Genomic DNA, 14513 nt, shown 5'->3' with positions numbered 1-14513 from the left:
CGGTAGGCCGTCAGATGGCGCCATCGGCGTGCAGGCCCTCGATCTGGGCCGCGGTGAGTCCAAGTTCGGTCAGGATCCGCTCGGTGTGCTCCCCGGCAGCGGGCACGGGGGCCATGCGCGGGCTCACTCCGGCCAGGTCGGCCGGCGGCTGCAGGGCCTGCACCACGGCGCCCGGAACGCCCACCTCGTGCCAGCGGCCCCGCTCTGCGAGCACGGGGTGGTCGACGAATTCCCGCACGTCGTTGACCCCCGCGTTGGCGATGCCCGCACCGTCCAGCAGCTTCATCACCGCACCGCTGTCGGACCTGCGGAACCGCTCGGTGACGATCTCATTGAGTTCCTCGCGGTGGGCCGCACGTGCCGACCCGGTGCTGAACCGCGGGTCCTCCGTCAGCTCCGGCCGCTCAAGGAACTGCTCGCACAGGGCAGCCCATTCGCGCTCGTTCTGAATGGAGAAGAGCACCTGCTTGTCGTCGGCCGCGGTGTAGGCGCCGTAGGGGGCGATGGTGGCGTGCTGGGTGCCCACACGTGCCGGCTGGGCGCCGCCGTACCGGGTGTAGTAGGCAGGCTGGCTCATCCACTCCGCGAGTGCCTCGAAGAGCGAGACCTCCACGGCACGTGCCACCCCCGTCATCGCCCGGGTGTAGAGGGCGGCGAGGATGCCGGAGTAGGCGTACATGCCGGCGGAGATGTCCGCGATCGACACTCCGACCCGGGCCGTCTCCTCCGGTGTTCCCGTCAGTGAGACCAGACCGGTCTGGCACTGCACCAGCAGGTCGTAGGCCTTGCGGTCCGCCCAGGGGCCGCTGGTGCCGTAACCGGAGACGGTGCACGGGATCAGTGACGTGTGGCGCTCCGTGAGGGACGCGTTGTCCAGCCCCAGCCGGGCCGCTGCGCCGGGGGCGAGGTTCTGCACGAACACGTCCGCCCCGGCCAGCAGATCCTCCAGCAGCTCTCGGCCGCGCGGGTTCTTCAGGTCCAGCGTCACCGACTCCTTGGAGCGGTTGAGCCAGACGAAGTAGCTGGAGTGGCCGTGTACCGAGGTGTCGTACCGGCGGGCGAAGTCCCCTCCTCCGGGTCGCTCCACCTTGATGACCCGAGCACCGAGATCCGCGAGCTGGCGGGTGGCAAACGGTGCCGCCACCGCCTGCTCGACGCTTACGACGGTGACGCCGGATAGCGGAAGTGCGGTCATGGCGTGACCTCCGGAGATATGGCCGGGAAGCGACTGTGCGACGGGGCGGTCGTCGACGGACTTCCTGCAGGGGGACTTCGAAACGGCAGAGCCGCCGGTATCGAGCCGTGTGCGATACGTCCTGCGGTCGCTCCCTCACGGGATGCGTGGGGGAACCACCCTCGTTCCTGCGCACATCATCAGTGCTCATGGAAACCAAAGTAAAATAGTGTTTCGTGATGGAACCATGCGTGGTGCAGATGGGAGCGGAAACCGATGGACCTCAAGCAGCTGAAAGCACTCGTCACGGTCGCCGAGGTGGGCGGTGTCACCCGGGCGGCAGAACTGCTGCACCTGGTCCAGCCGGCCGTCACCCGGCAGATCCGCACGCTGGAGCAGGAACTGGGCGTTGCCCTTTTCAAGCGGACCCGGCAGGGGATGCAGCCCACGGCCGCCGGCACGACCATGGTCGCTCGCGCCCGGCGCGCCCTGAACGAGCTCGACCGCGCCCGCGCGGAGATCCAGCCGATGCCTGGCGAGGTCACCGGGATCGTGACCGTCGGGCTGCTCGACAGCGCGAGCGACCTGCTGGCGGAACGGCTCGTCTCGGCCATCACCCGGGAACGTCCCGGCATCGAGTTGCGTCTGCTCACCGCCTACTCCGGCTACCTTCAGCAGTGGCTGGACGACGGGGACCTCGACCTGACCCTGCTGTACAACCTGGCAGCCATCCCGTCGCTGAACGCCAAACCGCTGGCACAGGAGAAGCTGTGGGTGGTCGCACCGCCGACCGGAGGACTTGGTCCCGAACAGCCCATTTCCTTCGAGCAGGCGGCGTCGCACCCCCTGATCCTCCCCGCCCCCGGTCACGGGCTGCGCACTTTGATCGATTCAGCCGCCGCGCGAGCCGAAGTCAAAATGAACGTGGTCGTCCAGACCAATTCCATGCACGTGCAGAAGCGGCTCGTGCAGGCCGGCCACGGCTGGACGATCCTGCCCGGCGTCGGCATCGCCGAGGACATCGCGGTCGGCTCCCTGAGCGCGGCTCCGTTGTGCGACCCGGAGGTGTGGCGCTCCATCGTGCTCTGCACCGCCAGGACGGGCCGTGTACCGGTGGCGGCCGAGGTCGTGGCCCAGGAGCTGGCCCGCCAGGTCCGCTTGGCCGTACGCGAGGGGCAGTGGCCCTCCGCGCAGCTGTACGACAGTGCGCCGGGCAAGGAGGCATGACGGCCCTGCTGAGCGGCAACGCCGGGGCTCGGTCCGTCCGTGCGCACGTCCACCGGGGGTTTTCCCATGCCGTGGAGGCATGCGGGCATCAGCTTTTTCTATTGTTCGTAGGGCTCCATCAGCAGAGATGATGAAAAACCACTGGGAGGACGTCAGCCCTCAGGGCAACACGAGTGAGCCCCGGGGTGACACGCGCCCACATGAGGCCGCCCCCAGCTACCTCATCACAGGAGTCGCAATGACGAAGTCAAGCCGCTTGCGTGACCGGCGGGGCGGAGGTGAAGACGCGGTTGTCGCGCAGCAGTGCCCGCAGCACGCTCGCCCGTCGGCGGGCCGGGGTGATGACGTCTTGGACGTGTTTGCGGCCCTCGCCCCGCTTCTTGAAGGAGAAGTCCCGGTTGGGTCCTTCGCGGATGATGCTGGTCTGCGCGGACACGGAGATGACCCGCCGCAGGCGTCGGCTGTGGCGCGTGGGCCGGTGGAGGTTGCCGGTGCGGCGGCCGGAGTCACACGGGACGGGCACGAGCCCGGCCGCCGAGGCCAGATGGCCGGCATCGGCGTAGGCCGTGAGGTCGCCTGCGGCAACAACGAACTCGGCTCCGAGTGTCGGGCCCATGCCGGGCAGGGACTCGATAATCGCAGCCTGCGGGTGGCCGTGGAACGTCTCGCGGATCTGTTGGTCGATGTGCTTGAGCCGGTCGTCCAGGGCCAGGATCTGGGCAGCGAGGTTGGCGACGATCTGGGCGGCGACATCTTCTCCGGGCAGTGTGGTCTGCTGGGCCTGGGCGGCCTCCAGAGCGGTGGCCGCGACGGCGTCGGCACCCTGGACGCTGCGGTTGGCGAGCCAGGCCGTCAACCTCGCCCGGCCGCGGCGCCGGATCGCGGCCGGGGTCTGGTAGCCGGTCAGCAGGACCAGCGCGCCTTTCTGGGAGCTGTAGTCGAAGGCCCGTTCCAGCGTGGGAAAAACGCAGGTCAGTACGTCACGCGGCCGGTTGATCATCCTCACCCGGTCGGCCACCAAGTCCGCCCGGTGGGCGGTCAGCAGCGCGAGGTCGGCGGGGAGCTGGGCGGGCACGTCGATCGCGGCGAAGTCCTGGCGGTGAGGGGCGGTTTCGGCGATGACGTAGGCGTCACGAGCGTCGGTCTTCGCCTCGTTCCGGTAGGCGCCGGACATGCGGTTGACGGTGCGGCCGGGCACGTAGACAGCCCGCTGGCCATGGGCCGCGAGCAGTGCCGGCAGCAGCGCGGAGGACGTCCCGGAGATGTCCACCGCAGGGCACCCCGGAGAACCGGACGGCCACTCCTTGTCAGCCACTGAAGGCAAGCACCCATAAGCCACATCCGGCCCTCCCGGGCCACCCAACAACTTACGGAGCACCCATGGACAACGTCCAGAGCGGGCTCGGCTCGTATGTGGAGTCGTGGAGTCCCCAGGCGGTCACCGACACGGACGACCTTCTGCCCGGGCCGGTCGCCGCGCTGTCGGCCGTCCTGGACCAGCCGGAACCGGTCGCGATGGCCGGCGATCCCCTGCCGCCCCTGTGGCACTGGCTGTACTTCCTGCAGTGGCCGAACCAGCGGGACCTCGGCGAGGACGGACACCCAGCCCACGGTCACTTCCTGCCGCCCATCCCCAACAGGCGGCGCATGTTCGCCGGAGGCCGCTGCGAGATCATCGAACCGCTGCGCGTGGGGGAGCCGGCCCAACGCATCAGCATCCTGAGCACAGTGGCGACCAAGCACGGCACGACGGGTGAGCTCCTCTTCGTCACCGTGCGCAACGAATACAGCCAGCACGGGCGAGCCTGCCTGGTCGAGGAGCAGGACATCGTCTACCGCTCGGGGCGCAGCGGCGGACCGCACCCATCGGAACTCGACACGTCCGCCACGCCGCACTCCGATGAGCCCTGGCGTCTCCCCCTGCAGCCAGACCCCACCACGCTGTTCCGGTTCAGTGCCCTCACCGCGAACGCGCACCGCATCCACTACGACGCACCGTACGCCCGGGAAGAGGAGGGCTACCCCGGTCTCGTCGTCCACGGCCCGCTCCTGGTGCTGGCGATGCTCGAACTGGTACGCCTCAACGCCCCCTCCCGCCCCGTGCGTTCCTTGTCCTACCGGCTACGCCGCCCTGTCTTCGCAGGCGAGCACCTGATCGCTTGCGGCACACCGGCCGACAGGAACGCCGCCCTGCACATCACCACGCACCGGGAGCCGCGCCACGCCACAGCAGAGGTGACCTACGCATGACCCCCCACCGTGACCGCATCGAAAGGGCCCGCAGCCTGCTGTTCGTGCCTGGCTATCGGCCCGACCGGTTCGCCAAGGCCGCCGCCACCGGCGCCGACCTGGTCATCATCGATCTCGAGGACGCCACCGCCGCGCAGGACAAGGACCGCGCACGCGACAACGTCGCCCGGTGGCTGGCCGAAGGCAACAACGCTGTGATCCGGATCAACCCTCCCGGCACGCCGTGGTGCGACGCCGACCTGGAGGCGGTGTCCCGCTACGGGGCTCCCGTCATGGTCCCCAAGGCCGAGGACCACGGGGTACTGTCGGAACTCGCCCGCCACACGGCCGGGCGGTGCGCCCTGATTCCCCTCATCGAGACGGCCGTCGGCGTCGAGCGGGCCAACGAGGTATGCGCCGCCGCCGGAGCCGTACGTGTGGCCTTCGGCAACGCCGACCTGGCCAGCCAGCTCGGCGTGGCTCACGATGACCACATGGCGCTCACCTACGCCCGCTCCCGGCTGGTGTCGGCGGCGGCAGCCGCGGGCCTGTGCCCTCCAGTCGACGGCGTCACCACCAGTGTGAGGGACGCCGATGTCCTCGCCGACGACATCTCACACGCACGGCGCCTCGGTTTCACCGGGAAGTTGTGCATACACCCCGCCCAGGTCCCGATCGTCTCAGCCGGGTTCGCCCCCTCCGAGAGCGAACAGAAGTGGGCACGCGCCGTGGTGACCGCCGGTGACTCGGTCGGCGTGGTCGACGGGCAGATGGTGGACAGGCCCGTGCTGGAACGCGCTCGTCGGATCCTCGCTGCCGCCTCTCGCTGACACCTGGCCGCGCCCCTCAGGTCGGCAGAAAGACCATGCCTCACGAAGATCCGCCCCCGCCGGAAGGGGGCTGACCGACCTCGGGCTTGCCGACGTCCAGGCGGCAACTGCTTGAGTGGCCCGGCGTCGGAAGAGTACGCAGGAGTGAACCGTTCCGGGTTCGGCAGAGAGCAGAGATATCAGGCGCTGACGGGTTCCTTGGCGCGGGTGTGCTGGTGACGGCAGGCGGGTTTTCCACCGTGCTCCGACCGATACCCTTGCTGACGACATCGCCGGGACTGCTCTCGGCGGGCGCCGCGGCCGAATCCGTCTCCGCGGCGCCGGCCCGGTTCAGGCCGAACGCGGTGCCGAGTCCGGCGGTCGCGGCGAGTGCGCCGCCGATCATGCGGCGTCTGCTGATGGGCATGGGGTTCCCACAAAGCGTGGGGGAGCGCAAGGAAATTTTCGGCGGTCAGCAAAATAACATCCATGGCGATCTCCCCTCCCCGCGCCCAGACCTAGCGTTCGCAGGTCGCCTAGTACTCCAGTCTGACTTCGCGATCTTGTCGCGGACCCGGCCGGGAACGGGTACGGCCACCGCGTGATCATCGGTTGGTGTGTGGACAAACGAAGATCGTGCGGTGGCCGCGGGCCATCGTCCACCGAGAGGACTACCGCGCCGTCGGGCGGGTTGAAGTACAGCCCGACGACGTCATAGACCTTCTCCACGAAGAACGGGTCCGTCGACAGCTTGAACGTGTCCGTCAGGTGCGGCTTGAGCTGGAACTTCCGCCAGATCCGACCGACAGTGGACTTGGACAGGCCGCTGTGCTCGGACATCGACTTACGCGACCAGTGTGTGGCGTTCTTCGGGATCTCCTCCAAAGTAGCGACCACGACCGCCTCCACCTGGTCAACGCTGATAGTGGGTGGCCGGCCCGGCCGGGGCTCGTCGGCCAGGCCCTCCAGTCGCTCAGCGAGAAACCGGCGCCGCCACTTGCGGACAGTATCCGCGGAAATCCGCAGTTCCCGAGCCACCTGGACGATGGGCGGGAGGTCAGGACCCCTTGAACGCCAACCCGAGGAAAGGACATGCTCCTGAGACAACCGCTAAGCGACACAGCCTGAGACAAGGAGAAAGCCCAGGGTCACAGCGCCGTCGCCTGACAGCAAAGCTGAGAACCTACAAGCCTGAACACGCGAGCGGCAGAGTGCCCAGCTCAGGCCGCTGTCCGCCTGATGCAGACTCTGGGTGCGCAGAGGCGGCCGACGGGCGATGCCGGATCTGCCGAATTCAGGAGGCCGGGAGATGGCGGGCACCACAGGCAGCGCACGGTTCGCTGCTCGGCCGGGTGAGCTCGCGCAGCGCCTGGTCGAGCGTGAGGTCTGCGTCGCCGGCCGGCGTACAGCACAATTCGTGGTGGATGACCCGGGCCGCACCTCCGCCCACTCCGCGTCCGTCATGTCCGACGGATACCGGCGCACCCGATCCGGATGATCGGCCGCGTTGCCGTACACGTGCGCGAGACAATCGCACGACAAGGCGGGCGAGTTGAAGTCAACGGGCTCGGGCGCGTACAACAACGACAACAGGGCCTCCGGGAACCGCTCGGAATGGGATCGCACACCCGAGCTACCAGGAGGCCCTGTCTTCATGCGCGTAACCGCCGGAAGATCACCCGACCAGGAACTCCGCTCGACTTACACGCTCCAGGATCGGTTGGGATACGGCATCTCAGATGCTCAGCCGGGCAGCGTCGGCTTCGCCGACGGAGATGGCGAGATCGGCTGGAGACAGCTCGACAGTGTCCGGGGGTCCGTCGAGCAGGTCCAGCAGCAGCGGCAAGTACTCGGCAAGTGCGCCGGCGTTGTGTGCCTCGGCCGCGGCGCGTGACGCGTACTTCTCGACCACCGTGACCCTCAGTGGATCACGGTCCGGCTCGACGTAGAACGCGTAGCGCAGCACCTCGGGTTCCTCACGCAGAACTCGTGGGACCAGCTCGGAGAACAACGAAAGCAGGTCGGCGCCACGGCCGGGCTTGGCCTGAAGATGGCCGACGACAACGATCTCAGACAACGGGATGCTCCTCACGGTGGCAGCAGTCATGGTGGCGTTGGCTGGTGGTCATATCGCGAGGGTCGGCAGGCGCAGGGTGGACGGAGTCGGTCCGTCGTGATGAACGGTGTGCCGTGCGGTGACCGCCTCGTCGAGGATGCCGAGCTCGGGCACGGTGCGAGTGTGCAGGTTGCGGCTGTAACGCGGGAAGCTGAACCCGGCGATCTGGACCCGGATGCGGTGACCGCGGCGGAACCGGTGGGCGACGTCGTTCAGGGCGACGGTCACTCGGCTCGGTTCATCGGGGCTGAGCCAGTCGCTGTCGCCACCGTCGCGGTAGCGGGCTCGCTGAGCTCCTTCGGCGATGTTGAGGGCAAAACCGTCGGGCTCGACGTCGACGAGGGTGACGCACAGGTCTGCGTCCGGCGCAGTGCTGGTGATGAATGCGACCAGCTCGGGCTGGCCGGCGATCGTCACGTCCTCGGTCAGGGGCGCGCTCGTGTAGACGAGCAGGTCGCTGCGCCCGTCTACCACGCGCTGATCCTGAATGCCTCCCGGCACGGCCGCCGCATCGCCTTCGAGTGCGATCGCCCCGCCGTGCGTGGGGAACGGGTCGTGGGGGTCAGCGACGAACGTGTCTGCGGCGGCTCCGGCGTAGCCTGCACGGGTGAGCAGGCCGTCTCCCCCGGCGGTGCGCGCGTCGCCGGCAGAGGCGAGTGCCCATTCCTCGACCGTGCCTGCAGGCGGCCACGTCGGCGCATACGCCCAGGTGTTCGCCCCGCCGACGAAGTAGGTGACTCGTTCGGGGCCGGAAATGTACCGTGCGGCCGAGGGGTAGTCCGCGGCGTCACCGCCGCGCAGGTGGCGGTCGAAGAACGCAGCGAGCACGGGGTTCCATGTGGGCACACCGCCGTTGGCGTTGGGCAGCACCCGCGCACCGGACTGGCCGGACGCGCCGTAGGTGCCGAAGTGGGTCCACGGGCCGGCGATGAACCTGGCCTGCTCGTTGTCGGCCAGCCGAGCGGCCAGCCGGAACTGGGTGGGGCTGGTGAAGTCCTGGTATCCGCTGATCTGCAGGAAGGGGATGGTGACGCGGTCGGGCTCGGTCAGCAGGTTCGGCCGGTCCCAAAACGGGTCGTGGGGTGAACGCAGCCAGTCGGCCCAGAACGGGGCGAGGCGGCTGTCGTTGAGCGGGGCGATATCGGTCAGCGGAAGTTGACTGACAACCGCGCGCCAGTCATCGGCCGCCTCGGCCAACAGCTTGCGCGCGTGCTCCCGTTCGGCTGCACTCAGCGAGGAGTGCTCAAGACCCTCCCGGCACATGACCAAGGCATAGGTGGTCAGGAAGCCCAGCTCGAACAGACCGCCGGGCCGGGCGGTGTGGCCCATGTCGACGGTGGCGACCATCGCGACCGCAGCCTTGAGGTTCGGGTTACGGGCGGCAACGGCTTGCAGCACGGTCATGCCGAGGTAGGAGGAGCCGTAGATGCCGACGTTGCCGTCGCTCCACGGCTGCGCTGCGGCCCAGTCGATCACGTCGTAGGAGTCGTTGTATTCCTGGGTGATGAAGTCCAGTTCCCCGCCGGATTCGGCGCGGCCGCGGGTGTCCTGTACGAAGACTGCGAAGCCCTGTCGGGCCAGCCAGAGCGGATCGGCGACGATGGCCGAGACCCGGAACGAGTCCCTGCGGTCATAGGGAGTGCGATGCAGCAGCACAGGCCAGCGGCCCTCGTCGGCGGGTCGGTACAAGTCGCCGGTCAGCGTGACGCCGTCGCGGGTCGTCATCTTGATCCCGGCGTCGATGCGGGGCAAGTACATGGATGGCTCCTTGAAGGCCCAACGTTGGCTGGACGGGTCAGGCAGGCGGTCATTGACGCTCAGGGCTGATCCTTGATCGCAGGGTCGAGTCGCGCACGCAGGATGCGCTTGGCGAACTTGCCAGTGCCGGTCTTGGGAAGCGAGTCGGCAAAGTGCACCTCGTCGGGCAGCCACCACTTCGGCACCAGTGGCCGCAGGTGCGCCAGGACATCCTCTGCGGTGAGCTGGGCGCCGTCGCGGGTCACGACGAAGGCGACGGGCCGCTCGGACCAGCGCGGGTCGGATTTTGCCACGACGGCCGCCTCGGCGACGTCGGGGTGGGCCATGATGTGGTTCTCCAGGGCGACCGAGGAGATCCACTCGCCGCCGGACTTCACGAGGTCCTTTTTGCGATCGATGAGGTGCAGGTAACCGCTGGGGTCGACGCTGGCGACGTCACCGGTTCGCAACCACCCGTCCGCGGTGAACCCCTCGTCGCCGGTGCGGTTGACATAGCTGGCAGCGATCCAGGGGCCGGCCGCCTGCAGCTCGCCAACGGCGACGCCGTCCCATGTCTGTTCCGCGCCGGTATCAGGGGCGATGAGACGCAGGTCGAACAACGGGAGGGGCCGTCCCTGGCTCGCGCGTACCCGCGCTCGCTGCTGTTCGTTCAGCTCGTCGTGTTCGCGGCGCAGCGTGGCCACGGTGCAGATGGGGCTGGTCTCGGTCATGCCCCACGCCTGGGTGATCGGCACCCCGACCGCTGCCCGCCAGCCCTCGGACAGGCTCGGCGGCACGGCGGCGCCACCGCACAGCACCATCCGCAGGCTGCTCAGATCGTGATCGTGCAGGAGGGGCAGCGCGCCCATCCAGATCGTCGGGACTCCGGCGGTGAAGGTCACCTGGTAACGCTCGATCTGCGCGAGCAGCGCCGCGGGAGACGTCTGGGTGCCGGGCAATACGAGGTCCGCTCCGGCCAAAACCGCGGTGTACGGCAGTCCCCAGGCGTTGACGTGGAACATCGGAACCACCGGCTGGACGCGGTCGCGTTCGCCGATGGCCAGCGCGTCGGCGCCGAGGCTGGCCAGTGAGTGGAGCACCGTCGAGCGGTGGGAGTAGAGCACGCCTTTCGGGTCGCCGGTGGTCCCTGACGTGTGGCACAGCGCGGCGGCGGAGTTCTCGTCCTCGATGAGGAAACTGCCCGGGTAGGGCGGCTCCGAGGCGAGCAGCGTCTCGTAGTCCACGACGCGCGGGTCGGGCGGCACCGGCTCGGTCGAGCCGTCCTCGACCACCACGATGTAGCGCACCGACGGGATGCGGTCGGCCACCTGCTGCAGCGTGGGCAACGACGAGCGGTCGACGAACAACACGTCATCGTGCGCGTCGGCGATGACGAACGCGAGCTGGTCCGGGAACAGCCGGATGTTGATGGTGTGCAGCACGCGTCCCGAACAGGGCACGGCGAAGTACAGCTCGAGATGGGCCTGCGTGTTCCAGCACAGCGTCCCCACCCGAGCGTCAGCAGGGACACCCAAGCGATCAAGGACAGTGGCAAGCCGCCGAACCCGCTCAAAGCACTCGGCGTAGGTCGAGGACCGCTCACCCGCCGCCGTCGCGGTCACGATCGTCTTGTGGGCAAACAACGCCTCGGCCCGATGAAAAACGTGGGGAAGACCGATCGCACGATCCTGCATCAACCCGAGCATGTGACGTCTCCTTCGCGGATGTCTCGCCTGCGATGGTCGAACGCAGCGTGCGTGCGAGGTCGCACGCTGCGCCGTCAAGGAGCTCAGACGACGATCACTCGGCGTCCGCGGGAGTGTCCGGCTTGGCTGTCGGCGTGGGCTGCCGCGGCCTCGTTGAGCGAATAGACCTTTTCGACCGGGGTGCGAAGCTTGCCCCGCGCAATCAGGTCGGCGGCCTCGGCCAGAGCTTCGGGCATGGGGCCGCCGACGCCGGAGAACCGGACGCCGTACTTCGGCGCGTCGAGGTCGGCGATGGTGATCACCTTGTGTGGATCGCCGGTCAACTCGACCAATTCGGGGATGACGCCGGAGCCGGCCAGATCGAGAGCGGCGTCGACAGTGCCGAGTTCGCGCACCCGCTGGACCCAGCCCTCGTCGTAGGTGGTGGCGAGGGCGCCCAGACTTTGCAGGTAGTCCTGGTTGGCGCTGCCAGCCGTGCCGATCACGGTAATGCCGCGGTCGCGCGCGATCTGCAACACGGCCGAGCCCACTCCGCCGGACGCGCCGCTGACCAGCAGTGTCTGCCCGGGCTGCACTCCCACCTCGCGCACAATGCGCAGCGCGGTCTCCACCACCGACGGGTATCCGGCGGCCTCCTCGAACGTCAGGCCCTCGGGTATGCGGGCCCAGGCGAACAGCACGGCGTGTTCGGCGTAGGTGCTCCAGCCGCGGCCGAACACGCCGTCGCCGACCTCAACATCGTCGACGCCCTCGCCGACCTCGTCCACAATTCCGGCCGCGTCCTGGCCGACTCCGGCGGGCAAGTCGATCGCCCCGTGCGACGCCGTAGCAGTCCTCTGGAACTGGCCTTCACGGATACGCCAGTCCACGGCGTTGACCCCCGCCGCCCGGACGGCGATGCGTATCTGACCGGGGCCGGCGTGCGGCTCCTCGACATCGACGACCTGCAGCACATCGGGACCGCCGAACTCGGCAAAGCTAACCCTCTTCATGCCTTCGACCGTAACCCTAACGACTAGCGTTTCGCAACAGTTTCGGTATCAGACCTGTTAGTATCAGGTCATGACCACGCCGACCAGCCGCCGCGAACGCAAAAAAGCCGCGACCCGCCGGGCCATCGCCGACACCGCCCGGCGACTGTTCCTCGAACGCGGGTACGACGCGGTCGGCATCCGCGACATCGCCGCCGAAGCCGACGTCGCCGTCACCACGCTGTTCGCCCATTTCCCCTGCAAGGAAGCGCTGGTGTTCGCGCAGGACGAGGACTTCGAACAGCAACTCACCCGGACCGTCACCGACCGCGCACCGCACGAGCCGCTCATCCCGGCCCTGCGCCGCCAGATCGAGCTCCTCGTACGGCACTGCGCAGCCGCTCCCGTCTGGCAGATGATCGGTGAGACACCAGCCCTGCGCGACTACGAAGCATCCGTCAGGCTGCGCCACGCCGAGTCCCTGGCCGCAGCCATCGCCGCCGACCCTGATCTCGAACGAAGCGCCACGGCCTGCCGCGCGACCGCGCGGTTCGTGATCGACGCCTACTCACTGGCCCGCGAGGCAGCCGACCCGCAGGCCACCCTCGACGAGATCTTCCACATGATCGAGGCCGCCTGGGCCGTCACCGGCCCGGCCCGAGAGCCACAAGCCACTGCGACGTCAGGCACGGCACAGAACAGTCGCGCCGCCACAACTCGCTGAGCGCCGGCCTGCCTGCGCCACGGAATCCGCAAGACACTGACGCTGCGCACATACTGTCCCCTGCTAGGCCGTGTATCGAAAGTGGATCTTGAGCTGTGAATGATCACGGTTCATGGCGCGGGGGGATCTCACGGACGAACAGTGGGCGGTGTTGGAGCCGTTGTTGCCGAAGGGGACGAAGGCGGGGCGGCCGCCCGTCTGGCCCCGACGGCAGCTGATCGACGGCATACGGTTCCGGGTTCGGACAGGGGTTCCGTGGAGGGACGTACCCGTCGAGTACGGGCCGTGGGGCCGGATCTACGACCTGTTCCGCCGATGGCAGCGGGACGGCACCTGGCACAGGGTTCTCACCTGCCTCCAGTCCCTGGCCGACGCGAGGGGTGCGATCACGTGGGACCTGAGCGTCGATTCCACTGTGTGCCGAGCCCACCAGCATGCTGCCGGAGCCCGGAAGCAGGGTGACCTGCAGAAGGAACCGCCGGGCGGTGTCTTCACCGAGCCCGGTGATCACGGCCTGGGACGCTCGCGCGGTGGGTTCACCACCAAGCTGCACCTGGCTGTCGAGCAGGGTCAGAAGCCCATGTCGATGTGGTGACGGCAGGGCAGCGTGGGGACTCGCCGCAGTTCGAACCGGTGCTCAAGAAGGTCCGCGTGCCCCGCATCGGGGCGGGTCGGCCGCGCGTCCGTCCCAATCGAGTGCGCGCTGACAAGGCGTACGCCTCGCGCAGGAACCGCTCCTCCCTGCGCCGCCGGGGGATCCGCTGCACCATCCCCGACAAGGTCGACCAGGCCCGTAACCGCAGGAAGCTCGGCTCCCGTGGCGGTCGGCCGCCACGTTTCGACCCGGTTGACCACCGCGAGCGCCACGCGGTCGAGTGCGGCATCAACCGCCTTAAAAGGCACCGAGCCGTCGCCACGCGATACGACAAGCTGGCGGTCCGCTACGAGGTAACCGCCCTCGTCGCGGCCATCAACGAATGGCTGTGACCAGCGCTCGTGATACACGCCGACAAAGAGTCCGCAAGCGTGGAACTGCGGTCACTCCCCGACTGTGCCGAGGAGGATCTGCGCCAGTTCGCGCGGCTGGGAGAACATCGGCCAGTGGCCGGTGTCCATCTCGATCAGTCGCCAGTGCTCGGTGACCAGCAGCTTTGCCGCGTCGTTGCTCGGCTCGGGGTCACCGAGCGTGCACTTGATGTACGTCGCCGGGAGGTCGCTGAGCGGCCGTTCCAGCACGGCGGGTTCGGTCAGCGTGGCGCCCGGGTGCGGCGTCGAGCCGCGAACGATCCGTGCGATCTGCTCATCGGTGAGACCGTGGCCCTCGAAGTGGGCCGCAGGCGCGACCGGCCAAAGTCCCCCGTTCTCGGCGATCGATGCCCTCACCATCACCCCGCCGTCCGGCCAGGAGGAGACGAACGGTTCGCCATCGGCCGGAACACTGGAGTCGACGAAGACCACGCCCGCCAGCCGGTCGCCGACCCGCTCGGCGGCCTGACCGACTGGGATGCCCGAGTAACTGTGACCTACCAGGACGACGTCGCGCAGATCCTGACGCTCGACTTCGTCAACGATGTCCTGAACGTGGGTCTGCTGCCCGGCCGGCACACCGTGCTTCTCGGCGAGACCGGACAGCGTCAGCGGGTAGACGCCGTGGCCGACCGCTTTCAGATGCGGCACCACCTCATCCCACGCCCACGATCCGAGCCGCGCACCTGCAACCAGCACGTAGTTCGCCATGGCCGCACCATAGCGAAGCGACCCAACAGCCACTCCAGGAATACTTTCGACACACGCCGTAATAGGACTCCGTTAGGTCTCGC

Annotated in this window: 11 protein-coding genes and 2 pseudogenes; 5 read left to right on the top strand and 8 right to left on the bottom strand. The window is 68.4% G+C overall.

All coding sequences use genetic code 11. The annotated features are described in order from the left end of the window. Window positions 1-10: 10 nt before the first annotated feature. Window positions 11-1195: a CaiB/BaiF CoA transferase family protein gene (locus IEJ02_RS20770; protein ID WP_191066234.1), complete on the bottom strand. Its 1185-nt coding sequence runs from the start codon at window positions 1193-1195 to the stop codon at window positions 11-13. A 255-nt stretch (window positions 1196-1450) separates the two neighbouring features. Between IEJ02_RS20770 and IEJ02_RS20765 the strand changes: the two genes are divergently transcribed. Next, the gene (locus IEJ02_RS20765; protein ID WP_191066233.1) at window positions 1451-2401 is read left to right on the top strand and encodes a LysR family transcriptional regulator; all 951 of its coding nucleotides are present in this window, start codon (window positions 1451-1453) and stop codon (window positions 2399-2401) included. Window positions 2402-2648: 247 nt separating this feature from the next. On the opposite strand, the pseudogene IEJ02_RS20760 reads toward IEJ02_RS20765, so the two are convergent. After that, a pseudogene (locus IEJ02_RS20760) lies at window positions 2649-3674 on the bottom strand (IS110 family RNA-guided transposase); the annotation flags it as partial. 107 nt (window positions 3675-3781) lie between these two features. Here IEJ02_RS20760 and IEJ02_RS20755 point away from each other — a divergent pair. Next, window positions 3782-4651, top strand: a complete 870-nt coding sequence (locus IEJ02_RS20755; RefSeq protein ID WP_191066232.1) for an HTD2 family dehydratase — start codon at window positions 3782-3784, stop codon at window positions 4649-4651. Next, window positions 4648-5460 carry an HpcH/HpaI aldolase/citrate lyase family protein gene (locus IEJ02_RS20750; protein WP_191066231.1) on the top strand — a complete coding sequence of 271 codons (813 nt, stop codon included), beginning with the start codon at window positions 4648-4650 and terminating at the stop codon, window positions 5458-5460. Before IEJ02_RS20755 ends, IEJ02_RS20750 begins: the two co-directional genes overlap by 4 nt. Window positions 5461-5841: 381 nt before the next feature. On the opposite strand, the pseudogene IEJ02_RS49920 reads toward IEJ02_RS20750, so the two are convergent. The 5 genes and pseudogenes from IEJ02_RS49920 to IEJ02_RS20725 all read right to left on the bottom strand — a co-directional run. After that, window positions 5842-6477 (bottom strand): annotated as a pseudogene (locus IEJ02_RS49920) (IS630 family transposase); the annotation flags it as partial. Window positions 6478-7174: 697 nt separating this feature from the next. Then, window positions 7175-7516 carry a putative quinol monooxygenase gene (locus IEJ02_RS20740; RefSeq protein WP_191066230.1) on the bottom strand — a complete coding sequence of 114 codons (342 nt, stop codon included), beginning with the start codon at window positions 7514-7516 and terminating at the stop codon, window positions 7175-7177. A gap of 48 nt (window positions 7517-7564) precedes the next feature. Further along, on the bottom strand, window positions 7565-9313 hold the full coding sequence (locus tag IEJ02_RS20735) for a CocE/NonD family hydrolase (protein WP_191066229.1): 1749 nt from the start codon (window positions 9311-9313) through the stop codon (window positions 7565-7567). A gap of 59 nt (window positions 9314-9372) precedes the next feature. Further along, window positions 9373-10998: a long-chain fatty acid--CoA ligase gene (locus tag IEJ02_RS20730; RefSeq protein WP_191066228.1), complete on the bottom strand. Its 1626-nt coding sequence runs from the start codon at window positions 10996-10998 to the stop codon at window positions 9373-9375. Window positions 10999-11081: 83 nt separating this feature from the next. Then, window positions 11082-11990 (bottom strand): NADP-dependent oxidoreductase, encoded by a 909-nt coding sequence (locus tag IEJ02_RS20725; RefSeq protein WP_191066227.1) that lies wholly within the window; start codon window positions 11988-11990, stop codon window positions 11082-11084. Window positions 11991-12060: 70 nt separating this feature from the next. Between IEJ02_RS20725 and IEJ02_RS20720 the strand changes: the two genes are divergently transcribed. After that, window positions 12061-12693 (top strand): TetR/AcrR family transcriptional regulator, encoded by a 633-nt coding sequence (locus IEJ02_RS20720; protein ID WP_191066226.1) that lies wholly within the window; start codon window positions 12061-12063, stop codon window positions 12691-12693. A 112-nt stretch (window positions 12694-12805) separates the two neighbouring features. Continuing rightward, window positions 12806-13680, top strand: a protein-coding gene (locus tag IEJ02_RS20715) for an IS5 family transposase (RefSeq protein ID WP_370467089.1) whose coding sequence is annotated in 2 segments (ribosomal slippage) — window positions 12806-13283 and window positions 13283-13680 — 876 coding nt in all. Because the reading frame shifts where the segments join, the coding sequence is not laid out codon by codon here. Between the two features lie 51 nt (window positions 13681-13731). Here IEJ02_RS20715 and IEJ02_RS20710 read toward each other — a convergent pair. Continuing rightward, window positions 13732-14430 carry an alpha/beta fold hydrolase gene (locus IEJ02_RS20710; protein ID WP_191066224.1) on the bottom strand — a complete coding sequence of 233 codons (699 nt, stop codon included), beginning with the start codon at window positions 14428-14430 and terminating at the stop codon, window positions 13732-13734. Window positions 14431-14513: the final 83 nt, after the last annotated feature.

The organism is Streptomyces sp. 5-10 (assembly GCF_014712245.1).
GTDB lineage: Bacteria > Actinomycetota > Actinomycetes > Streptomycetales > Streptomycetaceae > Streptomyces > Streptomyces violaceusniger.
This window is presented reverse-complemented; position numbering and strand designations above follow the sequence as displayed.